The sequence below is a fragment of the Streptomyces sp. NPDC045022 genome, assembly GCF_056432605.1.
In genome coordinates this window covers 60,287-81,895 of sequence record NZ_JBWKIR010000021.1, presented here as the reverse complement: position 1 = coordinate 81,895, position 21,609 = coordinate 60,287, and the positions used below count along the sequence as shown (strand labels likewise).

The window sequence follows — 21,609 nt, the reverse complement described above, 5'->3', positions numbered from 1 at the left end:
CGTCGGGGGTTCGCCCGGACGGCCGAACACGCTGGGTCAACTCGGGCGGTTACCACCCCGGACCGAGATCAACGCCTGGCGTGTCAACTTCCAGCCATCGCCGTGTCGTTCGACGTAACCAAGTGCTCGGAGTTCGTACAGTCTCGCGATCGCCTCGTCCGGCGTGGTCCGCGAGCCGAGCGCGATCTCCTCGGCGGCGGCCGCGCGGTCGCCGGGCAGGGCGGCGAGGACGGTCCGGGCGGCCGGTTCCAGCAGGTCCCGCGGGAGGACCGGGCCCCGGCGAGGCGGGGCCAGCTCACCCATGTCGCCCACGAGTTCGACTACTTCCGCCGCGTCGGTGACCAGGGTGGCCTCCTCGCGCAGCAATGCGTGCACGCCGGCGGAGAGGGCGCTGGTGACCGGGCCGGGCACGCCCATGGTGAACCGTCCCAGGCGCTGCGCGGCCCGCGCGGTGGCCAGCGAGCCACTGCGGCAGGCGGCCTCCACGACGACGGTGCCCCGGGTCAGTGCGGCGATGACCCGGTTGCGGAGGATGAACCGGCTCGGTGTCGGATGGTCACCCGGCGGCAACTCGCCCAGGACCAGTCCCTGTTCCGCGATCCTGCCGATCAACGCGGTATGGCCGCGCGGGTAGGGCCGGTCGACGCCGCAGGCGAGGACGGCGACGGTGGCTCCGCGAGCGGCGAGGGCGCCTCGGTGGGCGGCGCCGTCGATGCCGTAGGCACCGCCGGACACCACGACCCACCCGCGCTCGGCGAGCCCGGCGGCGAGGGTGGCCGCCACATGGGTGCCGTACTCGGTGCAGGCGCGGGCGCCCACCACGGCGACGGACCGCAGCGCCCACATCCGCAGGCTGGGCCGCCCGCGCACCCACAGCCCGAGGGGCCGCGCGTCCCCGAGGTCATCGAGCTGCCCGGGCCACTCGGCGTCCCCCGGGCACACGAACCGCGCCCCGGCGGCCTCGGCCACCCCGAGATCCCGCTCCGGCTCCGCCGTCCCGGCCCGCGCGACCAGTCCCGCCCATCGCGCCGCGCTCGCCCCGGGCAGCGGCTCCCCACCGTCGCGCAGCCGCCGCACCACCTCCCACACCCCGAACTCCCGCACCCATCGCCCGCCGACCTCGTCCCCGGGCTCGACGATCCGAGAGAGGAAGACCCGGCCGAACCGCTCGCCGTCGGGGTGCTCGCGTCCGGTCACGTCAGCGCCCCGATGGCCATCGGCACCCCGCGGGGCACGCCGGTGCGCAACTGCAGGGCCAGGGCGACGTCGCCGGTGTCCGGGCGGTCGTGCCCGACCAGGTCGGCGACCGTCCAGGCGACGCGCAGCACCCGGTCGATCCCACGGGCTGTGAGCACACCCCGCTCGAGGCTGCGCTCGGCCTCGTCCATCGCGCCGGCGACGGCGTGGTACCGGCTGCGCAGTTCCCGGCCCGGCACTTCGCTGTTGGTGCGCCACGGGGTTCCGGCGAGGCGGGCGGCCGCCCGTTGCCGGGCCTGCCGCACCCGGTCGGCCACGGTCGCGGTGGACTCGCCTCGGGCGCCGGGCTCGGTGAGCTGGGCCCGGCTGACGGGATCGACCTCGACGCGCAGGTCCACCCGGTCCAGCAGCGGGCCGGACAGCCGGGACTGGTAGCGGCGGATCGCCGAGGGAGGACACTCGCACAAGGAGTCGCGCAGCGAGAAGCGCCCGCACGGGCAGGGGTTGGCCGCCAGCACCATCAGGAACCGCGCCGGGAACCGGACCACGCCGGCGCTGCGTGCGATCACGACGTGCCCCGACTCCAGCGGCTGTCGCAGGGCGTCGAGGGTCTGGCCGTGGAACTCGGGCGCCTCGTCCAGGAACAGCACGCCCCGATGGGCGAGGGACACGGCCCCCGGGCGGGCGATGCCGAGGCCGCCGCCGACGAGTGACTGCATCGTCGCCGAGTGGTGCGGGGCGCAGTAGGGAGCGACGTCGATGAGCGGCTTGCCCGGCGGCAGCAGCCCGGCCACCGAGTGCACCGCCGTGACCTCCAGCGAGTCCTCCCTGGTGAGCCGGGGAAGCACGGCGGGCAGGCGCTCGGCGAGCATGGTCTTGCCCGCGCCGGGCGGCCCCTCCAGGAACAGATGGTGCCCGCCGGCGGCGGCCACCTCCACGGCCGTACGGGCCGAGGTCTGCCCCACGACATCCGCGAGGTCGTGATCGTGGTCGTGCTGTGCGGCGCCGAGGCTGTGCATGCCGGTGGCGGCGCCCGCGCCCGGCACACGCAGACCGGCCAGGAGGGGGTCCGGGCGTCCCTGCTCGTCCGGTTCCTCGTCGGGGACCGGTTCCTCGGTCAGGACGGCGATGAGCTGCCGCAGGCTACGGACGCCGAGCACCGACACCCCGGGGACCAGCGAGGCCTCGGCGGCGGCGCACTCCGGTACGACCACCTGCTCGTAGCCGGCGTCCGCCGCGGCGAGGACCGCGGGCAGGATGCCCCGCACCGGCCGTACCCGGCCGTCCAGGCCCAGCTCGCCGATCATGACGATGTCCGCGAGGACCCGGGGATCGATCCGCTCGGCGGCACCGAGCACCGCGCAGGCCACGGCGAGATCGAAACCGGAGCCGGCCTTGGGCACCGACGCCGGGCTGAGTCCGACGGTGAGTTTCTTCTGCGGCCACGTGCCACCGGAGTTCACCACCGCCGCCCGGACCCGGTCGCGGCTCTCCGTCAGGCTCTTGTCCGGGAGGCCGACCAGGGTGAAGGCCGCCACGCCTGGTTCGAGGTCGGCCTGGACCTCGACGACCACGCCCTCGACGCCGACCAGGGCCACGGAGCACGTACGGGCGAATCCCATTCAGGCCACCCCCCGCGCGTGCTCGACGGACGGGGCACCCCGGCGGGGCAGGAGGACGCCGATCAGGTCGATGCGGACGCCCCCCGGCGGAGCTCCCCCGTGGGCGTGGATCCAGCGTTCCGCCAGGCCCCGCAGCCGTTCGGCCTTCTCCGGGGTGATCGCGGCCATCGGATGCTCGTAGGAACCGCCCCTGCGGGTCTTCACCTCGCAGACGACCAGCGCGTCACCGTCCCGCGCCACGATGTCGATCTCACCGGACCGTCCGCAGCGCCAGTTGCGCTCCAGGACCGTCATGCCGGCCTGGACCAGCCGCCGCGCGGCCAGATTCTCGCCGTACTTGCCGAGTGCACTGCGTGCCTTGCTCATGTCGGCACCACCTCCGGCGCCAACGGTCACGCATCCCGCCCCCAAGTGTTGATCTTGGTGGACTACTCAGCGGTTGTGGAAAACCCCGTCACCCTCCCGGAAGCTCCAGGTCGCTCTTGTTCAGCTCCTCGATGTTCACGTCCTTGAATGTGAGGACGCGAACCTGCTTGACGAAGCGAGCCGGCCGGTACATGTCCCAGACCCAGGCGTCGGCCATGGAGACCTCGAAGAACACCTCGCCCTGGACCGAGTGCACCTGCATCTCGTAGTCGTTGGTGAGATAGAAGCGCCGTTCGGTCTCGATCACGTATTTGAACAGACCGACGACGTCTCGGTACTCCCGGTAGAGCTTCAGCTCCATCTCGGTCTCGTACTTCTCGAGGTCCTCGGCGCTCATGGCATGTTCCCCTTCAGCCGTGCGATCCCACCATTGTGCGCCAGTCCCGGGATCCCTCAGACGATTTCCGTGTCGAGGGTCACGGGGCTGGCCGGGGGACCTTCGTCGAGCAGCCGCTGCAGCAGCTCGGCGAGTCTGGTCGGATACACCGTCTCATGTGCCCGGGTCAGTTCCCGGCACGTCCACCAGCGCGCTCCGGCGACACTGCGCCGCTCCAGCTCCGTCAGCCCCGTCGCCGCGGTGGCCGTCTGGCTCGTACGGGCCAGGTAGTACCACTCGTCCTGGTCCCAGCGGCGGCCCGCGAACGGGAAGGAGCACCTGCGCCGCCACAGCACGGGGCCGAGGTCGACATCGGTGATGCCGGTCTCCTCGGCGAGTTCCCGCAGCGCGGCCTCCTCGCGCGTCTCGGCACCCTCCAGACCACCGCCGGGGGTGAACCACCAGTCGTCGGCCGGGTCGTCAGGCTCGTGCCCGTGGAGGAGCAGAATGCGGTCCTCGGGGTCGAGGAGGACCACCCGGGCCACCTTGCGCAGGCCGCCCTCGTACGCCTCCTCGCCCGTCCGCGTGACCTCAGCGGACACCGGCCGCCTCCGGGCGCGCGGCGCGGGCGCGGGAACGGCCCACGCGCTTGGCGATCGGGCCGTACGCGCCGCCGCCGAGGACCAGGACGGCACCGGCGGCGATCAGCAGCTCGATCGTGCGCAGCGGGCCGGGCCGGGAGAGGGCACCGAGCGACTCGAAGCCGGTGGGACGCTTGAGCGTGCCCTTCCAGGGCCAGACGACGGCGTCCACCCGGGCGGACACGGCACCGCTGGAGACCGTGCCCCGGGCCGCGTCCGTGAGGTGGGCGGTGGAGTCCAGGGAGCCCTGACGTTCGTCACCGAGGAGGAACAGCCGGCCCTTCGGAACGGTCACCGTCGGGAAGTTCTGCGTCTCGGCGAGGCTGCCCTTGGGCAGGTACGGCTCGTCGATCTGCTTGCCGTTGACGGTCAGCTTGCCGTCGGTGCAGCAGGAGACGGTGTCGCCGCCGACCGCGACGACGCGCTTGACCACCTTGGCGTTGCTGACCCAGTTCTTGTCCTCGAAGACGACCACGTCACCGCGTCGCACCTCGTCGCCGTCGACGCGCTGGGCGAGCACGCGGTCGCCGGCGTCGATGGTCGGGGTCATGGAGCTGGTCGGCACCGTGTACGGCCGGTAGATCACCGCTGCCCACGCGAATCCGCCGAGGAACAGCACCAGGCCCAGCGCCACGGCAAGCCCGGACAGCCGCTGTCCGGTCCGGCTGCCGCCGGCCTGTGCCGTGCCTGTGCCACCGCTGTGCGGGGCCGTACGCGTCGTGCTCTCGCCACCCATGGACCCGCACCCTACCCGGCGGTACCGAACGGGGGCAGCCCCTGATTCGCGACCGGGGTCACCACCGCCGGATCACGGGTCGCGGATGGCCTCGCCCAGGTCGGGTCCGTACGAAGCCCGACAGCCCACGCCCCGTCCGGATCAAGAGGCGGCGGTCGGGAGAGCGGCTCGGCCTCGGCATCGCCGGAGGTGACGGCGCAGGCGCTCGACAGACCAGCTGTCGGGGAGTTCTCGCGCCACGGCGGGATCATCTCAACCGGATCGGCCAGGCGCACGGGGTTCATCACGGCCGGGTCGGCCGGGCGCACGGACATCATCACGGCCGCGCGCACAAGGATGGTCTCGACCGGGTGCGCGGCGGACCGTCCCGGCCGGCGCCCGGCGGAGTTCACGGCAGCGAGCACACGGCGGGATGCATGACGGCCGGGCGGTTCGCCCGGCCGGCAGGTCAGCGCTGCCCGGCGGACGTCTTCCGTTCGGCCTTGTTCTCCAGCCGGTCCGTGCGCCGGCGCCGCCACACCGCCACCGGCAGCAGCGCCGCGACGGCCACGCCCTCGGGGGCCACCGTCAGGGACGCGGACGCGGAGGACTGCTGGTCGAGGCCGGGCTGGTCGAAGGTGTCCGGGACCGGCAGGGTGCCCCAGCGGGTGATCGGCCAGGCCTTGACGATGGCGCGGCCGACGACCTCGTCGACGGGGACCATGCCGTGGTTCTTGTCGGACTGGTTGTAGCGGGAGTCGCGGGAGTTCTGGCGGTGGTCGCCCATCACCCAGATGAAGCCCTTGGGGACCTTCACCTTGAACCGGCCGCCCAGCTCGTCGTCGGTGCACGGCGTGTTGCCGGGGTAGACGTAGGGCTCGTTCAGCGCCTTGCCGTTGACCGTCAGGGGGCCGGTGCCCTTGCACTGGACCGTGTCCCCGCCGACGCCGATGACCCGCTTGATCAGGTCCTTCTCCTCGGCGGACGGCATCAGGCCGATCCAGCTGAGCACCTTCTGCACGGCGTTCGGGTTGGGCGCGGGCTCACCGGCCAGCCAGTTGTCCGGGTCGTGGAAGACGACGACCTCGCCACGCTCGGGCTTGGAACCGAACCATGGGGTGAGCTTGTCGACCAGGACGCGGTCACCCTGCTGCAGGGTGTTCTGCATCGAGTCGGACGGGATCGAGAACGCCTGCACCAGGAACGTCTTGATCAGCAACGCCAGGACCAGCGCGATGACGATCAGGATCGGCAGCTCCTTCCAGAAGGAGCGCTGCTTCCTCGGCGGGCGTGCGGCCTCGCCCTCGCCCGCGTCCCGGGTGCGGGCCTGCCGCTGGTCCTCCGGCGTGCCGTCGTCGCCCGCCGCCGGCTCATTCCCGGAGGTCATGGCGCCGTCCGATACGGGGACGTTCGCGTCCACGGGGTGCCCGCGGTGCTCCTCGCCGTCGTGTCCCGAACGTGCGCCAACCGCCACATCCCCCACGCCAACTCCTTACTCCGTGCCGCCGCCTGCCCCGGACAAGGCGCAGGCCCACCACTCCCATAACGAGCGGGAGTTCCGCAGGGGTCGGGAGCCGGGTCGTTCCGTTGTGATCCTCGGAGGCAACCCTATGCGACTGGCGGGGACCGGCGGTCGACCCCGACGCCGAGTCGGCGACGCTTGCGAAGGTTTTAGGTTCCTCCAGACGCGTCCAGTGGCCGATCGGCCACCCGATGACCATGGCCCGGCCCACCACCGAGTCCTCGGAGACCGTGCCGCCGTAGGGCGTGTTCTGGTGGGCTCGGGAGTCCGCGGAGTTGCCGCGGTGGTCACCCATCACCCACAGCCGCCCCTTGGGGACGGTGATGTCGAAGGGGGTGGAGGAGGGCACGTCCCCCGGATAGAGGTAGTCGCCCTCGGTGAGCGGTACGCCGTTGACGGTGACGCGGCCCTGCGCGTCACAGCACTTGACGTGGTCGCCGCCGACCCCGATGACCCGTTTGATGAGGTCCTTCTCGTTGTCGGAGGGCAGCAGGCCGATGAAGGTGAGGCCTTCCTTGAACTGCTTGACGACGACCGGGTCGTGCTTCTTGGCGGTCTGCTCGTCCGCCAGCCAGCCGCCCGGGTCGTGGAAGACGACGACGTCCCCGCGCTGCGGCCTGGAGCCGAACCACGGGGTGAACTTGTCGACCAGTACGCGGTCGCCGATCCGGATCGTCTGCTCCATGGAGCCGGACGGGATCACGAACGCCTGGACGAGGAAGGTCTTCAGCACCAGCGCTATGAGGACGGCGACACCGATCAGGAGGGGGATCTCCCGGACGGTTGAACGCCGGCGCTTGCGCTTGACCTTGCGCTGGAGTTGGCGGCGCTCCGCACGCGTGCGGCCGCTGCCGGGCACGGAGGCGCGGCGGGACCCGGTGGGCAGCAGGTTGTCGGCGGGCGTGCTGGGCACCCCGCGCGGTTTGCCGCGGTTACCCATGGGCTTCCTCCGCCGAAGCGGCGGGCCGGGACCGTGGCGCGCCATCCGCCGAAGCGGCGGGCCGGGACCGTGGCGCGCCATCCGAGGCGGCGGGTACGCGCGCGTAGGCGGGCGGCCGCGTCAGGTGTGTCCAATGTCCGTACGGCCACACGATCCAGTCGGCCCGGCCGATGACGTCGCCGACGGGGATCATGCCGCCGCCGGGCGAGCCGAGGTGGTCGCGGGAGTCACTGGAGTCGCTGCGGTGGTCACCGAGGACGAAGAGGCGGCCCGTGGGCACGACGACGTCGAAGGGCACGCCGGAGGCGCTGTCCCCCGGATGGAGGAACGCCGTCTCGTCGACCGGCCGGCCGTTCACCTCGATCCTCTCCTCCTTGTCGCAGCAGACAACATGGTCGCCACCCACCCCGACAACGCGCTTGATGTAGTCCGCGTCCCCGAAATACCCGGTGCCGTCGAACACAATCACGTCGCCGCGGCGCGGCTGGGCACCGAAACGGTACGCCAACTTATTTACGAGAACGCGGTCCCCGATCCTCAACCCCTGCTCCATGGATCCGCTCGGGATCTGGAACGGTTGCATCACAAAGGCGTTGAGGAGCAGCAGGAACGCCAGGCAGGCGAAGAGGCCGAGGGTGATCCGGCCGCCCGGCAGCCACTCGGCGACCCGTGCCACCAACGCGAAACGCGACCGTCCCTCCGGCCCCGGGGACTCCGGGTGGGAGGAGCGGTCGCGTTCCGTCGGCTGTGCTTCGGTGTCCATCGGAGCCAGATGCTATCCGGCCCCGCTGTGACGCCGGGGAAGCGCTCAGTTGTCGCGCTTCTCCTTGATCTTCGCGGCCTTGCCGCGCAGGTCACGGAGGTAGTACAGCTTGGCGCGGCGCACGTCACCACGGGTGACCAGCTCGATCTTCTCGACGATCGGGGTGTGCACCGGGAAGGTGCGCTCGACGCCGACGGAGAACGAGACCTTGCGGACCGTGAAGGTCTCGCGGACACCGGAGCCCTGGCGGCGGATCACAACGCCCTTGAACTGCTGCACACGGGAGCGGTTGCCCTCGATGACGCGGACGTGGACGTTGACGGTGTCACCCGGGCGGAAGGCCGGGACGTCAGTGCGCAGCGACGCGCTGTCGACGGTGTCGAGCAGGTGAGACATTTCGTCTGCTTTCTTCGCTGATGCCACAGGTCATCAACGGAACTAGGTGTACATGAGGTCTGCCGTGCGGATCGGGGCGGGCGTCGTGTCCCCCTGTGGCAGGGGCGCGCGCCGGACGGACGCACAGCAGCGGCCTATTCTTCCATGCCCGCGGCCCGGCGCCAAAATCGGCCGTACGGCTCACCCTCGGGGTCCGGTTCCCAGCCGAGGATGGAGAGCATCTCGCGGTCCTTCTTGTCGAAGGCCCTGGGCTCGCAGCGCGCGATCAGGTCGGGCCGGTTGGCCGTCGTGCGCCTGAGCGCCTCGTCACGGCGCCAGCGGGCGATCTTTCCGTGGTGGCCGCTGAGCAGTACGTCGGGGATGTCCCGGTCGCGCCACAGGGGCGGCTTGGTGTAGACGGGCCCCTCGAGGAGGCCGGCCATCGCGCCGGGCGCGAAGGAGTCGTCGCGGTGGGACTCGGCGTTGCCGAGGACGCCGGGCAGCAGCCGGGCGACGGCCTCGGTGATGACGAGTACGGCCGCCTCGCCACCGGCGAGGACGTAGTCGCCGATGGAGACCTCGTAGACGGGCATGCGGGTCGCGTACTCGTCCATGACGCGCCGGTCGATGCCCTCGTAGCGGGCCGGGGTGAAGACCAGCCAGGGACGCTCGGACAGCTCGACGGCCAGTTCCTGGGTGAAGGGGCGACCGCTGGGGGTGGGGACGATCAGCGCGGGGTCCTGGGCGCCGGTCTCGTAGCCGTCGGCCAGGATCGTGTCCAGGGCGTCGCCCCAGGGCTCGGTCTTCATGACCATGCCGGGGCCGCCGCCGTACGGCGTGTCGTCGACCGTGTTGTGCCGGTCGTACGTCCACGTGCGCAGGTCGTGGACGTGCACGTTCAGCCGGCCACGCGCGCGTGCCTTGCCGACGAGGGAGACGTTCAGCGGTTCGAGGTACTCGGGGAAGATCGTGACGACGTCGAGGCGCATTACGACTCGTCCCCCGAGTCCTCCGCATCCCGGGACGAGGCGATCTCCGCTCGGTCGTCGATCAGGCCCGGTGGAGGCGCGATGACGGCCCTCTGTTCCGCCAGGTCGATCTCGGTGACGATCTCCTCCACGAACGGGATCAGCACCTCGCTGCCGTCGGCGCGCTCGACGATGAACAAGTCCTGGGAGGGCAGGTGCGAGATCTCGGTGATCCGGCCGACCTCCGTGCCGTCCTCGGTGACCACGTCGAGGTCGATGAGCTGGTGGTCGTAGTACTCGTCCTCGCCCTCGGGAAGTTCCTCGGGGTCGATCTCGGCGATCAGCAGGGTGTTGCGCAGGGCCTCGGCGGCGTTGCGGTCGCTGACGCCCTCGAAGCGCAGGAGGAGGCGGCCGCTGTGGACGCGGCCGGTGGCGATGGTGAGGGGCCCGGCGGAGGCCGGGTCGGTGGCCAGGACGGCGCCCGGGGCGAGCCGCAGTTCGGGCTCGTCGGTTCGTACCTCGACGGTGACCTCGCCCTTGATGCCGTGGGCGCGGCCGATCCGTGCGACTACCAGCTGCACGTGTCCAAATCTCCTGTCATACGACTGCGGGCCGGGGACGGCCCAGTGGCCCTCCCCGGCCCGAGCCGGTTGCGATGAAGCGTCAGCGAACGTGGTCCACGTCGACGAGGTCGACGCGGACACCGCGGCCGCCGATGGCGCCCACGACGGTACGCAGAGCGCGCGCGGTACGGCCGTTGCGGCCGATCACCTTGCCGAGGTCGTCGGGGTGCACCCGGACCTCCAGCACGCGCCCGCGGCGCAGGTCGCGCGAGGCGACCTGCACATCGTCGGGGTTGTCGACGATGCCCTTCACGAGGTGCTCAAGCGCCTCTTCGAGCATGCTGCTCAGGCCTCGGTCGACTCAGACGTAGAGGACTCAGCAGCGGCCTCGTCCTTCTTCTCAGCCTTCTTCTTCTGGGTGATCGCCTCACCCTTGCCCTCGTCGTCACCGCCGAGAGCCTCGAACGACGGACGCGCGGCCTTCGGCTCGGCGACGAGCAGCGGCGCGGGGGCCGGCTCGCCCTTGAACTTCTGCCAGTCGCCGGTCTTCTTCAGGATGGCGAGCACGGGCTCGGTCGGCTGGGCGCCGACACCGAGCCAGTACGCCACACGCTCGGCGTCCACCTCGATGACCGACGGGTTGTAGGTCGGGTGGTACTTGCCGATCTCCTCGATGGCCCGGCCGTCACGGCGGGTACGGGAGTCGGCGACGACGATGCGGTAGTGAGGCGAACGGATCTTGCCCAGACGCTTCAGCTTGATCTTGACTGCCACGGAAGTGGTGTCTCCTGGTCTTGACGTGGTTGGGCACGGCGAGCTGCCGCGTGGGGTTGCGGTACCCGAGTGCCCGATGGACGCGTCAGCCGGAGGAGAGAGGGGTCCTGTGCGGCTGTCGAGTACAGCTAGCCATTCTGCCATACGCCGCGGGTCGCTTTGGGCCGAGGTGCGTGAACCGCGCTCGGGCATGACGGGGAGGCACCCGGCGTGGAGGTGAGGTCACGTCGGGTGCGCTGCCCGGTGCTGTGAGATCGCCGGCCGCGTCCACCCTCCACCGAGCGATTCGGCTCCGCTCGGGCGGGGAGGACACGATCGCCCTGCGGCACGACTGGCCGCGGGTCACGAGCGCACTGCGGCACCCACGAGATGCCGGTACTCCCGCGGTCCGCGGCTACGCCGCTCCGACGATCTCCGGGATGCGGAACGGCTTGCCGCAGCCTCCGCAGACGATCGGGGCCTGGGCCAGGACCGACGGAACCACCCGCACGTTGCGGCCGCAGTCGCAGACCGCCTTGACGCGGACCCCGCCACCGGAGGAGCCGTGCCGGGCGGCCGGGCCGCGGAAGGTGCGGGAGGTGTCGGACGAGGTCGCCACCGTGTGGGCCTTCAGCGCGCGCTGCAGCCGCTCGATGGTCGGGCGGTAGCGCCGCTTGGCCTCGGGGTTGAGCGTCACCAGTGAGAAGCCGCTGCTCGGGTGCGGTTCCTCGGGGTGGTCGAGGCCCAGCTCCTCGGCGATGGCGAGGAAACGACGGTTGTGGTAGCGGCCGGCCCGGGAGGTGTCGCGGATGCCGCGGGCGGCGGCGATGCCGTGGACTGCCTCATGGAGCAGTCGCTCGAAGGAGAGTTCGTGTCCGCACGCGGACGACGACTCTCCGATCAGGGACTCTGGCGCGGCAAGGTCCGGCAGCTCGGGGTGGTACCGCTGAATGTCGGCCCACGCCTGTGCCAGCTCTGCGGCGAGAACAGGTGGTGTCTGTGTCGTGCTCACGTAATGACAACGAGCGGGGGTGCCACTGTGTTCCTATTCCGGGGCATCCCAAATATTTTGCACGTACCCGTCAGTTGCCCCTGATGCGTCCTGACGAGGGCGGGTGCGCTGATCTGCGGAGAAGCCGCACAGCTCATACCAAGCTGGTGCGTAGTCCGCGGTACGACGGACGGGTGGCACGCGAGTGCGACGGTGACCGGCACATGCGCAAGAGGTCTTTCGGCCGCTTTCGGCGCGGAGCCCCACCTTGGTCAGCGTCCGTGACGGTCGTGACGTTACTGTGTGCGCCCGCGGCCCCCGGTTCCGGCCCTCCTCGCCCCGGAGCGGACACCGTAGGGCCACCCGGATTGCCGGGATGTGAAATCTCGCCACACTCGCGCCCGGACCGCAAGCCGGGCCCCACGACCCCTGGACGGAGCCGCGAGCCGGGAGTTACCTGGCATACGTGGGAAGTGCGCGCGCACGGCACGGGGGCCACGCAACCGGGCACGGCGGCGAACTGTCGGCGGATTGGGGCGCTTACCTATGACACCTACGCTCGTGCGACAGCACCGGTCGCACGCGGATTCCGCACCCCGCGTGGACCTGTGCGCACGCGCGCGTGACTGGTCGGAGATCCAGGAGCGGATGCTGGTCCCGCTCTACGACGCGGTCTACGAGCGGCTCGACGTGGGCACTGCCACCCGGCTGCTGGGCCTGCGCTGCGGTTCCGGGCTCGCCCTGCTGATGGGTGCCTCCCGAGGGGCCGCGGTGACCGGCGTCGACTCCTCACCGGAACGGCTCGCCCTCGCGCGTGAGCGCCTGCTGCCGGACGCCTCGCGCGGCAGACACGGCGGCCGGGGCACGCGCGCGCGTACGGCCGTGGAACTCGTCGAGGGCGCGCCGGGGGACGCGGCCGACGCGGAGACGGCCGCGTACACCCTGGTGACGGTCTTCGAGCCGATCGGCTGCCTCGCGGGCGACTCCGAGGGACTCGGCGGGCAGCTGGCGGCCGCGCTGCCACTGGCCGGGCGCGGGGCCGCCGTGGTGCTGGCCGGCTGGGGCCCGCCGGAGCGCTGCGCCACCTCGTCGGTGCTGCGGGTGGCCACCAAACTGGCCGATCCTTTACGCAGCGCGCGCAGCTGGCGGCCGGCCCGGCGGGACGACCTGGAGGAGGTCGCCGAGCGGGCCGGGCTGAAGCCGGACGGTTCGGGTCGGGTCGCCTGCCCGTTCGGGTACGCCGACCTCGACAGCGCCGTACGCGGACTGCTCTCGACCGGCCTGTTCGACGCGGCGATCGCGGCGACCGACGCCAAGCAGGTCGACAAGGAGCTGACCGAGGCCCTGCACCCCCACCGGCGCCAGGACGGGACCGTGTGGATGCCGAACGTCTTCCGCTACCTCATCGCCCGCGTGCCCTGAGCGTCCGCCTCATCACCCGCGTGCCCGGGGCGTCAGCCTCACGGTCCGCGTGGCCCGAGCGCCCGCCTCACGGTCCGCGTGGCCCGAGCGCCCGCCTCACGCTCCGCGTGGCCCGAGCGCCCGCCTCACGGTCCGCGTGGCCCGAGCGTCCGCCTCACGCTCCGCGTGGCCCGAGCGCCTGCCTCACACGCGCGTGCCCTGAGCGTCCGCCTCATCACTCGCGTGCCCGGACCGTCAGCCTCACGGTCCGCGTGGCCTGAATGCAGCCTCACGCGCGCGTGCCCGGGCAGCGGCCCCACCGCGCGCGTGCCCTGACCCGCGTGCCCGGAACGTCAGCCTCACCGTCCGCGTGCCCTAAGCCTCGCTGCCCTTGGCCAGACGCGTGATCCCGGCGATCCGGTACGCGTCCGCCTCCTCCAGCTTCTCGTTCTCCAGCAGTGCCTGCGCGAGGGCGTCCAGCCGGCCGCGGTGGTCCCGGAGTTTGCGGCACGCCTCCTCGTAGCACTCGTCCACGATCCGGCGCATCTCGGCGTCGATCACGTCGAGGGTCTGCGGGGCGGCGGAGAGCCCGTAGGCCTGCTGGGCGTCGCTCGGGAGGGCGGACAGCCGGCCGACGCGCTCGCTCATGCCCCAGCGGGCCACCATCCCGCGCGCGATGTTGGTGACCTGTTCGAGGTCGTTCTCCGCGCCCGTGGTGACGACGCCGTAGACGACCTCTTCCGCGGCCATGCCGCCCAGGGCGCCGATGATGCGACCGCGCAGGTACGCCTCGGAGTGCGCGTACCGCTCCACCTCGGGCGTGGACAACGTCACCCCGAGCGCCCGGCCGCGCGGCACGATGGTGATCTTGCGAACGGGGTCGGCGCCGGGCTGCAGCATGCCGAGGAGAGCGTGGCCGCTCTCGTGGTACGCGGTGCGCCGGCGGTCCTCCTCGGGCATCACGAGCGTGCGTTCGGCTCCCAGCTGGACCTTCTCCAGGGCCTCGGACATGTCCGCGACGGTCACCTGGTCCTGCTTGCGCTTGACGGCGAGCAGGGCGGCCTCGTTGGCGAGGTTGGCCAGATCCGCGCCCGTCATGCCGGGAGTCACGCCGGCCAGCTGGGCCAGGTCCACGTCGGCGGCGAGCGGTATCTCCCGGGTGTGGATCCGCAGGATCGACTCGCGGCCGCCACGGTCCGGCGGGGCCACACTGACCACCCGGTCGAAGCGGCCGGGGCGGGTCAGGGCGGGATCCAGGATGTCGGCGCGGTTCGTCGCCGCGATGACGATCACGCCCTCCGAGCCCGAGAAGCCGTCCATCTCCGTGAGGATCTGGTTCAGCGTCTGTTCCCGCTCGTCGTGCCCGCTCATCGAGGCGCCGCCGCCGCGCGCCCGGCCGATGGTGTCGATCTCGTCGATGAAGACGATCGACGGTGCCACCTTCCGGGCCTCGGCGAACAGCTCGCGGACGCGGGACGCACCGACGCCGACGATCATCTCGATGAACTCGGACGCCGACGCCGAGAAGAACGGCACACCGGCCTCGCCCGCGACCGCCCGTGCGAGCAGGGTCTTGCCGGTGCCGGGCGGCCCCGCGAGCAGCACACCGCGGGGCAGCTTCGCACCCATCCTGCGGTAGACGTCGGGGTGCTCCAGAAAGTCGACGACATCGTCGAGTTCGCCCTTGACCTCGTCGATGCCGGCCACATCCGCGAAGGTCGTGCGCTCGGTGCCCGGCCGCAGCCCGACCGGCTTGGGCGGCGCCCTGCGGCCGAACAGGCCTCCCGCGCCGGGCAGAGCCGACCCGATCCGCCGTGCGAAGAAGATCCACACCACGACCAGGACCGCGATCGGGATCAGGGAGATCAGCAGATTGGACAGGAGGCTCCGCTCCTGCACGACCGGCCGCGCGGTCACCGTGACCCCGTGACTGCTCAGGTTCTGCCACAGCCTGTCGTCCGCGAAGGCGGGGCGCTGCGTCTTGAACCTGGTGTAGTCGCCGCCGCCCTCCGGATCGGCGCGCGGGCTCTTGAGCTGGCCCTGGATCGCGTCACCCTTGGAGTAGATCTTGGCGACGTTGCCGCCACCGACCTGCCTGCTGAACTCCGTGTACGAGATCGTCGGCTCGTTGCCCCTGCCGAGATAGTTCAGTCCGATGTAGGCCAGCAGGAAGACGATCACCGCGGTGACGAGCAGGCCCCACCACTTTCCGCCGCGGATCCTTCCACCCGTCCGCCGGGGCGCTTCGTCAGGGGTGCCCTCGGCGCGCCACGGCTGGTCAGGGGCCTTGCGTGGGGGCGCCGCATTGCTCATACATGGACGTTACGGCACATCACGGCACACGGCACACGGTGAGGGGCGCCCCCTTCCCGGGAAGGGGGCGCCCCTCGGGTGACGTACGGCTTCCGTACGCGTCAGCCCATGAACTTCTTGAACTCGTCCGGCAGCTCGAAGTCCTGGCCGCCCTGCTGCGGCAGCCCGAAGGCGCCGCCGCCCTGGGCGGCGGCCTCGCGGCGCTGGGCGTCCTCCAGCTCCTGCTGCTTGCGCTTCATCGGGTTGCCGGAGCGCTGCTTGCCCTTGGCCTTCTTCGGCTGCTTCTTGGCCCGGCCGGGGCCGCCGCCCATGCCCGGGATCCCCGGCATGCCCGGCATTCCGCCGCCCTGCGCCATGCGGGACATCATCTTGCGGGCGTCGAAGAACCGCTCCACGAGGTTCTTCACCGCGCTGACCTCGACACCGGAACCCTTGGCGATACGGGCGCGGCGGGAGCCGTTGATGATCGTCGGGTCCTGGCGCTCGGCCGGGGTCATCGACTTGATGATCGCGGCGGTGCGGTCGACGTCCCGCTCGTCCAGGTTGTTGATCTGGTCCTTGATCTGCCCCATGCCCGGGAGCATGCCGAGCAGCTTGGAGATGGAGCCCATCTTGCGGACCTGCTCCATCTGGGACAGGAAGTCGTCCAGGGTGAAGTCCTGGCCCTTCTTGGACGCCAGCTTCGAGGCCATTTTCTGGGCCTCTTCCTGGCTGAAGGTCTTCTCCGCCTGCTCGATCAGGGTGAGGAGGTCACCCATGTCGAGGATGCGGGAAGCCATCCGGTCCGGGTGGAACGCGTCGAAGTCGTCCAGCTTCTCGCCGTTCGACGCGAACATGATCGGCTTGCCGGTGATCTGCCGGATGGACAGGGCCGCACCACCGCGGGCGTCACCGTCGAGCTTGGAGAGCACCACGCCGTCGAAGCCGACGCCGTCGCGGAAGGCCTCGGCGGTGTTGACCGCGTCCTGACCGATCATCGCGTCGACGACGAACAGGATCTCGTCCGGGGAGACGGCGTCGCGGATGTCCGCGGCCTGCTGCATCATCTCCTGGTCGATGCCGAGGCGGCCGGCGGTGTCCACGATCACGATGTCGTGCACCTTGGACCTGGCGTGGTCGATGGAGTCCTTGGCGACCTTCACCGGGTCGCCGACGCCGTTGCCCGGCTCCGGGGCGTAGACGGCGACACCGGCGCGCTCGGCGACGACGCTGAGCTGGTTGACGGCGTTGGGGCGCTGGAGGTCGGCGGCGACCAGGAGCGGCGAGTGGCCCTGCTCCTTCAGCCACCGGCCGAGCTTTCCGGCGAGGGTGGTCTTACCGGCACCCTGCAGACCCGCGAGCATGATCACGGTGGGGGGCTGCTTGGCGAAGCGGAGCCGCCGGGTCTCGCCGCCGAGGATGGTGACCAGTTCCTCATTGACGATCTTGAGGACCTGCTGGGCCGGGTTGAGGGCCTTGGAGACCTCGGCGCCGAGCGAGCGCTCCTTGAGGTTCTTGATGAACGAGCGGACGACCGGCAGGGCCACGTCGGCTTCGAGGAGCGCGATACGGATCTCGCGTGCGGTGGCGTCGATGTCCGCCTCGCTCAGGCGCCCCTTGCCGCGCAAATTCTTGAATGTCGCTGAGAGGCGATCGGAGAGAGTATCGAACACGGCGGCGTCGGTCCTCGGAGTCGGGGGCAGTCGGAGCGTCTTCCAGGGTATCTGGCCCGGCAAGGCAACGGTTCCCGCCCGCCGCATTCGGCGAGCGGGACCACCCCCGCCGCTACGGGATCGCACGGCGCCCGTGCCGGTCTGGGCGGGACGTCCCGCAATCATCCGCGCGTGCGCGCGTACGACGCCGGGCCAACGGGCGCGAGCGCCCCGAGGTCACGCCCGCAACGTCTCTTCCAGCGCCCGGGCCATGGAGGCCGCGTCCTCGCCCGGCAGGGGCGCGCCCGCGCCGGTCGTGACGTAGAAGGCGTCGACCGCGTTCGAACCGAGCGTACTGACGTGCATGCTGCGCACCCGAACCCCGGCCTTGTCCAGTGCCGTCCCGATGCGGTGCAGCAGGCCCGGGGCGTCCTGGGCGCGGACCTCGATCACCGTGGCGTGGTGGGAGGCCGCCGGGGCGACCGTCACCCGGGCCGGCGGGGCGACCCAGCCGCGACGGCGGGGGTAGGCCGCGTCCCGTTCGGCGAGGCGGCCCGCGATGTCCAGGGAGCCGTCCAGGGCGCGGACGAGGTCGGCCCGGAGGCGGGCCGCCTGGGGCAGGGAGCCGTACTCGGCGGCCACCCGCCAGTTCAGCAGCAGCACCGAGCCGTCGTCGACGTCGTCGGGCAGGTGCAGGGCGCGCAGCTCCGCGGTGCGGACGGTGAGGCGGTGCACGGCGAGGACACCGGCGACCGCCGGCAGCACGCCGGGCTGGTCGGGTACGGCGATGAGCAGTTCGACGCCGAGGGGTTCCGGTTCGCCGGAGGGCTCCTCGCCGGTGACCGGTTCGGTCTGCGCGCGCAGGGAGAGGACCGGGCCGCCGGTGCGGAATGCCTCGATGGCGAGGCGTTCCTGCTCGGCCGTGGGCGCGGCGGGCTCGGGCTCGTCGGGGGCGTCGCCGGCGAGGACGGCACAGACGCGTCGTACCAGGTCGGCGACGAGCGAGCCGCGCCAGGAGGACCAGGCGGCGGGGCCGGTCGCGAGCGCGTCGGCCTCCGTCAGGGCGTGCAGCAGCTCCAGGGTGCTCTGGGTGCCGACCGCCTCGGCCACCGAGCGGACGGTGGCCGGGTCGTCCAGGTCGCGCCGGGTGGCCGTCTCGATCAGCAGCAGGTGATGCCGTACGAGGGTCGAGAGCACGCCCACGTCGGCGCGGTCGAAGCCGATCCGCGTGGCCACGTCCTTGGCGATGATCTCGCCGGCCACGGAGTGGTCGCCGGGCCAGCCCTTGCCGATGTCGTGCAGCAGGGCGGCGACGAGGAGCAGGTCGGGGCGGCTGACCCGGCGGGTCAGCTCGGAGGCGCGGGCGGCTGTCTCGATCAGGTGCCGGTCCACGGTCCAGACGTGGACGGCGTTGCGCTGCGGGCGGCAACGGACCCGCTCCCAGTCGGGCAGCAGGCGGCTGATCAGGCCCTCCGCCTCCAGGGCCTCCCAGACGTCGATGGTCGGGCGGCCGGATCCGAGGAGGGTCACCAGCTGCTCGCGGGCCTCGGCGGGCCAGGGCGTGGGCAGGGGGCGCGCGGTGGTGGCCATGCGCCGTACGGCGTGCAGGGAGAGCGGAAGGCCGGCTTGCGCCGCGGCGGCGGCGGCGCGCAGCGGAAGCACGGGGTCACGCTCGGGGCGCGCGGCGCGCGCGAGCACCGCCTCCCCGTCCTGCTCCACCACGCCCTCGGCGAGCGGGGAGCGTTCGGTGACCGGCTTGCCGCCACCCAGCATGGCGCGCAGGCGCGGGCGGACGGCGCGCGAACGCAGCACGCGCCCCACCTCCCGCCAGGTGACGTCACTGGCGTACGAGATCAAGCGCGCCGCCTCGTACACCTGCCGCAGCAGGGTGTCGGCGTCCAGCAGGCCCAGCTCGGCCGCGACCTGGTCCTGTTCCTGCAGGGCCAGGCGGTCGGTCGCGCGGCCGGTGGCCAGATGGAGCGCGTCACGGACGTCGAGCAGGCGCCGGCGGGCGTCGGCGAGGCCCTCGCGCGGGGCGTCGGCCAGCCAGGAGGCGGCGACGGCGCGCAGGGCGGTGGCGTCGCGGAGGCCGCCGCGGGCCTCCTTGAGATCGGGCTCCAGCAGGTACTGCAGCTCGCCCTGCCGTTCGGCGCGGTCGGCACAGAGCGCCTGGAGTTCGGGGAGCCGTTTGGGGGCCTGGTTGCGCCAGTCGGCGAGGACGGCGGTGCGCAGACCCGCGGTGAGGCCGAGGTCGCCGGTGAGGTGGCGGGCATCCAGGAGGCCGAGCTGGACCTTCAGATCCTCGCCGGCCGTCTTCGTGGCTTCTGCCGGGGTGCGCACGGAGTGGTCCAGGGCGATACCGAGGTCCCAGACCGGGTACCAGAGGCGGTCGGCGAGGGCGGCGACCGCGCCGGGGTCGGAGCCGTCGTGCAGCAGCAGGAGGTCGAGGTCGCTGCGCGGGGACAGCTCGCCGCGGCCGTAGCCGCCGACGGCGACCAGCGAGACGCCCTTGAGACCGCCGGCCGCCGCCGTGAAGAGTCCGGTCAGCCAGTCGTCGGTCAGTTCGGCGAGGGCGGCACGGCGCGGCGGCCCGGACCGCGCCCCCTCCGAGAGGAGGCGCAGCCGGGCCGCCGCGTAGCCGCTGGGTCCCGAGTCATCCGCTTCTTTCCGCACATCCGTACCCGTCACCCAGCGACTCCTGTCTCTCTGCCGTGTCAGAGCGCGTCCGGGCCGCGCTCGCCGGTGCGGACCCGTACGGCCGTCTCGACCGGCAGGGACCAGACCTTGCCGTCACCGATCTTGCCGGTCCGGGCCGCCTTGACGACGACCTCGATCAACTCCTCGGCGTCGTCGTCCTCGGCCAGCACCTCGATGCGGATCTTGGGAACCAGGTCGACGGTGTACTCGGCGCCGCGGTAGACCTCGGTGTGGCCCCGCTGCCGACCGTAGCCGCTGGCCTCGGTGACCGTCAGCCCGTGGACGCCGAAGGCCTGCAGGGCCTCCTTGATCTCGTCCAGCCGGTGGGGCTTGACGACGGCGGTGATGAGCTTCATGCGTCCACCTTCTTGGTCTGCGTGGCGGCCAGGGAGGAGACGGCCGCGGCGGAGCCGATGACGCCGCCGCCGGCGCCGCTGAAGTCGTATGCGGTCTCGGCGTGCTCGGCCTGGTCGATGCCCGACACCTCTTCATCCTCGGTGACGCGCATCCCGATGGTCTTGTCGAGCAGGAACGCGAGGACCGCGGAGACGATCAGGGAGTAGGCGAGGACCGCGAAGACACCGGCGCACTGCTTCCACAGCTGGTCGAAGCTGTGGTCGCCGTAGAAGACGCCCGTGGCGGCGGACTGGCCCTTGCCCGTGGCGAAGAAGCCGATGAGCAGGGAGCCGATGATGCCGCCGACCATGTGGACGCCGACGACGTCGAGCGAGTCGTCGTAGCCGAACCTGAACTTCAGGCCCACGGCCGCGGCGCAGGCGACACCGGCGATGGCGCCGACGGCGATCGCGCCGAGCGGGGAGACCGCGCCACCGGACGGGGTGATGGCGACCAGACCGGCGACCGCGCCGGAGGCGGCGCCCAGCGTGGTGAACGCGCCGTGCCGGATCTTCTCGTAGGCGAGCCAGGCCAGCATGGCAGCGGCCGTCGCGACCTGCGTGTTCACGAACATCAGCGCGCCGACGCCGTCGTCGTTGCCGAGCCACGAGCCGGCGTTGAAGCCGAACCAGCCGAACCACAGCAGACCGGCACCGAGCATGACCAGCGGGAGGCTGTGCGGGCGCATCGGGTCCTTCTTGAAGCCGACCCGCTTGCCGATGACGAGGATGACACCGAGGGCGGCCGCACCGGCGTTGATGTGGACCGCGGTACCGCCGGCGAAGTCGATCACGCCGAGCTTGTACGCCCAGCCGTCGGCGCCCCAGACCCAGTGTGCGACCGGGACGTAGACGATCGTGGCCCACAGGACGACGAAGAGCGACCACGCGGAGAACTTGACGCGGTCCGCGAGGGCGCCGCTGATCAGGGCCGGCGTGATGATGGCGAACATCAGCTGGAAGACCATGAAGACGAAGATCGGGATGGTGTAGCCGTCCCACAGCTCCGTCAGCCCGACGTTGCTGAGCCCGAACCAGTCGGGGTTCCAGCCGATGAGGCTGTTGTTCGTGCCGAAGGCGAGGGAGAAGCCGTAGAGCACCCACAATATGGTCACGATGCCCATGCTGATGAAGCTCATCATCAGCATGTTCAGGGTGCTCTTGACGCGGACCATGCCTCCGTAGAAGAAGGCCAGGCCCGGGGTCATGACCAGCACCAGGGCGGAACAGATGAGCATGAAGCCTGTGTTCGCGGAGGACAGTTTCGGTGCCTCCGCGGCAAGCGTGATGGCAGGTGCCATCGGCGTCTCCTCGTCGATTGGTACGGCCCCGTGCGGGCGGTGCCTGAGCGGTCCGGTCGGTTGAGGGGTGGGCCGGTTA

Annotated in this window: 21 protein-coding genes; 1 reads left to right on the top strand and 20 read right to left on the bottom strand. The window is 71.6% G+C overall.

What is annotated here, in order from left to right:
• Positions 1–36: 36 nt before the first annotated feature.
• The 15 genes from dprA to AC07C1_RS30020 all read right to left on the bottom strand — a co-directional run bounded on the left by dprA (position 37) and on the right by AC07C1_RS30020 (position 11,813).
• Entirely contained in the window at positions 37–1,197 is a 1,161-nt protein-coding gene (dprA, locus tag AC07C1_RS30090; protein ID WP_478944048.1) for a DNA-processing protein DprA, read from the bottom strand.
• Positions 1,194–2,819 (bottom strand): YifB family Mg chelatase-like AAA ATPase, encoded by a 1,626-nt coding sequence (locus AC07C1_RS30085; RefSeq protein ID WP_478944046.1) that lies wholly within the window; start codon positions 2,817–2,819, stop codon positions 1,194–1,196. The genes dprA and AC07C1_RS30085 overlap by 4 nt, the downstream gene beginning before the upstream one ends.
• The gene (locus AC07C1_RS30080; RefSeq protein WP_478944044.1) at positions 2,820–3,185 is read right to left on the bottom strand and encodes a YraN family protein; all 366 of its coding nucleotides are present in this window, start codon (positions 3,183–3,185) and stop codon (positions 2,820–2,822) included.
• A gap of 88 nt (positions 3,186–3,273) precedes the next feature.
• The gene (locus AC07C1_RS30075; protein ID WP_003965949.1) at positions 3,274–3,582 is read right to left on the bottom strand and encodes a DUF2469 domain-containing protein; all 309 of its coding nucleotides are present in this window, start codon (positions 3,580–3,582) and stop codon (positions 3,274–3,276) included.
• A gap of 56 nt (positions 3,583–3,638) precedes the next feature.
• Positions 3,639–4,163, bottom strand: a complete 525-nt coding sequence (locus AC07C1_RS30070) for an NUDIX hydrolase (protein WP_478944042.1) — start codon at positions 4,161–4,163, stop codon at positions 3,639–3,641.
• Positions 4,153–4,938, bottom strand: coding sequence for a signal peptidase I (gene lepB / locus AC07C1_RS30065; protein ID WP_478944040.1), 786 nt, complete (start codon positions 4,936–4,938; stop codon positions 4,153–4,155). The genes AC07C1_RS30070 and lepB (AC07C1_RS30065) overlap by 11 nt, the downstream gene beginning before the upstream one ends.
• A 448-nt stretch (positions 4,939–5,386) precedes the next feature.
• Positions 5,387–6,400 carry a signal peptidase I gene (gene lepB, locus AC07C1_RS30060; protein WP_478944038.1) on the bottom strand — a complete coding sequence of 338 codons (1,014 nt, stop codon included), beginning with the start codon at positions 6,398–6,400 and terminating at the stop codon, positions 5,387–5,389.
• Positions 6,288–7,379 carry a signal peptidase I gene (gene lepB, locus AC07C1_RS30055; RefSeq protein WP_478944036.1) on the bottom strand — a complete coding sequence of 364 codons (1,092 nt, stop codon included), beginning with the start codon at positions 7,377–7,379 and terminating at the stop codon, positions 6,288–6,290. The genes lepB (AC07C1_RS30060) and lepB (AC07C1_RS30055) overlap by 113 nt, the downstream gene beginning before the upstream one ends.
• Positions 7,372–8,142, bottom strand: coding sequence for a signal peptidase I (lepB, locus tag AC07C1_RS30050; RefSeq protein WP_478944034.1), 771 nt, complete (start codon positions 8,140–8,142; stop codon positions 7,372–7,374). The genes lepB (AC07C1_RS30055) and lepB (AC07C1_RS30050) overlap by 8 nt, the downstream gene beginning before the upstream one ends.
• Positions 8,143–8,187: 45 nt before the next feature.
• The gene (gene rplS, locus AC07C1_RS30045) at positions 8,188–8,538 is read right to left on the bottom strand and encodes a 50S ribosomal protein L19 (RefSeq protein WP_478944032.1); all 351 of its coding nucleotides are present in this window, start codon (positions 8,536–8,538) and stop codon (positions 8,188–8,190) included.
• Positions 8,539–8,672: 134 nt separating this feature from the next.
• Complete coding sequence (trmD, locus tag AC07C1_RS30040) at positions 8,673–9,506, bottom strand: tRNA (guanosine(37)-N1)-methyltransferase TrmD (protein ID WP_478944030.1); 834 nt, start codon at positions 9,504–9,506, stop codon at positions 8,673–8,675.
• Positions 9,506–10,066: a ribosome maturation factor RimM gene (gene rimM / locus AC07C1_RS30035; protein ID WP_478944028.1), complete on the bottom strand. Its 561-nt coding sequence runs from the start codon at positions 10,064–10,066 to the stop codon at positions 9,506–9,508. The genes trmD and rimM overlap by 1 nt, the downstream gene beginning before the upstream one ends.
• An 82-nt stretch (positions 10,067–10,148) precedes the next feature.
• Positions 10,149–10,388 (bottom strand): RNA-binding protein, encoded by a 240-nt coding sequence (locus AC07C1_RS30030; RefSeq protein ID WP_005479813.1) that lies wholly within the window; start codon positions 10,386–10,388, stop codon positions 10,149–10,151.
• 5 nt (positions 10,389–10,393) lie between these two features.
• Positions 10,394–10,822 (bottom strand): 30S ribosomal protein S16, encoded by a 429-nt coding sequence (rpsP, locus tag AC07C1_RS30025; RefSeq protein WP_478944026.1) that lies wholly within the window; start codon positions 10,820–10,822, stop codon positions 10,394–10,396.
• A 394-nt stretch (positions 10,823–11,216) separates the two neighbouring features.
• The gene (locus AC07C1_RS30020; RefSeq protein ID WP_478944024.1) at positions 11,217–11,813 is read right to left on the bottom strand and encodes a hypothetical protein; all 597 of its coding nucleotides are present in this window, start codon (positions 11,811–11,813) and stop codon (positions 11,217–11,219) included.
• A 525-nt stretch (positions 11,814–12,338) separates the two neighbouring features.
• On the opposite strand from AC07C1_RS30020, the gene AC07C1_RS30015 reads away from it, so the two are divergent.
• Positions 12,339–13,214, top strand: a complete 876-nt coding sequence (locus tag AC07C1_RS30015) for an SAM-dependent methyltransferase (protein WP_478944022.1) — start codon at positions 12,339–12,341, stop codon at positions 13,212–13,214.
• Positions 13,215–13,568: 354 nt separating this feature from the next.
• Here the strand turns inward: AC07C1_RS30015 and ftsH are convergent, their stop codons facing one another.
• The 5 genes from ftsH to AC07C1_RS29990 all read right to left on the bottom strand — a co-directional run bounded on the left by ftsH (position 13,569) and on the right by AC07C1_RS29990 (position 21,530).
• Positions 13,569–15,506 (bottom strand): ATP-dependent zinc metalloprotease FtsH, encoded by a 1,938-nt coding sequence (ftsH, locus tag AC07C1_RS30010; protein ID WP_478944020.1) that lies wholly within the window; start codon positions 15,504–15,506, stop codon positions 13,569–13,571.
• A gap of 101 nt (positions 15,507–15,607) precedes the next feature.
• Positions 15,608–17,158 carry a signal recognition particle protein gene (gene ffh, locus AC07C1_RS30005; RefSeq protein WP_478944018.1) on the bottom strand — a complete coding sequence of 517 codons (1,551 nt, stop codon included), beginning with the start codon at positions 17,156–17,158 and terminating at the stop codon, positions 15,608–15,610.
• A gap of 216 nt (positions 17,159–17,374) precedes the next feature.
• The gene (locus AC07C1_RS30000; protein WP_478944016.1) at positions 17,375–19,825 is read right to left on the bottom strand and encodes a [protein-PII] uridylyltransferase; all 2,451 of its coding nucleotides are present in this window, start codon (positions 19,823–19,825) and stop codon (positions 17,375–17,377) included.
• A gap of 26 nt (positions 19,826–19,851) precedes the next feature.
• Positions 19,852–20,190 carry a P-II family nitrogen regulator gene (locus AC07C1_RS29995; RefSeq protein ID WP_121786690.1) on the bottom strand — a complete coding sequence of 113 codons (339 nt, stop codon included), beginning with the start codon at positions 20,188–20,190 and terminating at the stop codon, positions 19,852–19,854.
• Positions 20,187–21,530: an ammonium transporter gene (locus tag AC07C1_RS29990; RefSeq protein WP_478944014.1), complete on the bottom strand. Its 1,344-nt coding sequence runs from the start codon at positions 21,528–21,530 to the stop codon at positions 20,187–20,189. Before AC07C1_RS29990 ends, AC07C1_RS29995 begins: the two co-directional genes overlap by 4 nt.
• Positions 21,531–21,609: the final 79 nt, after the last annotated feature.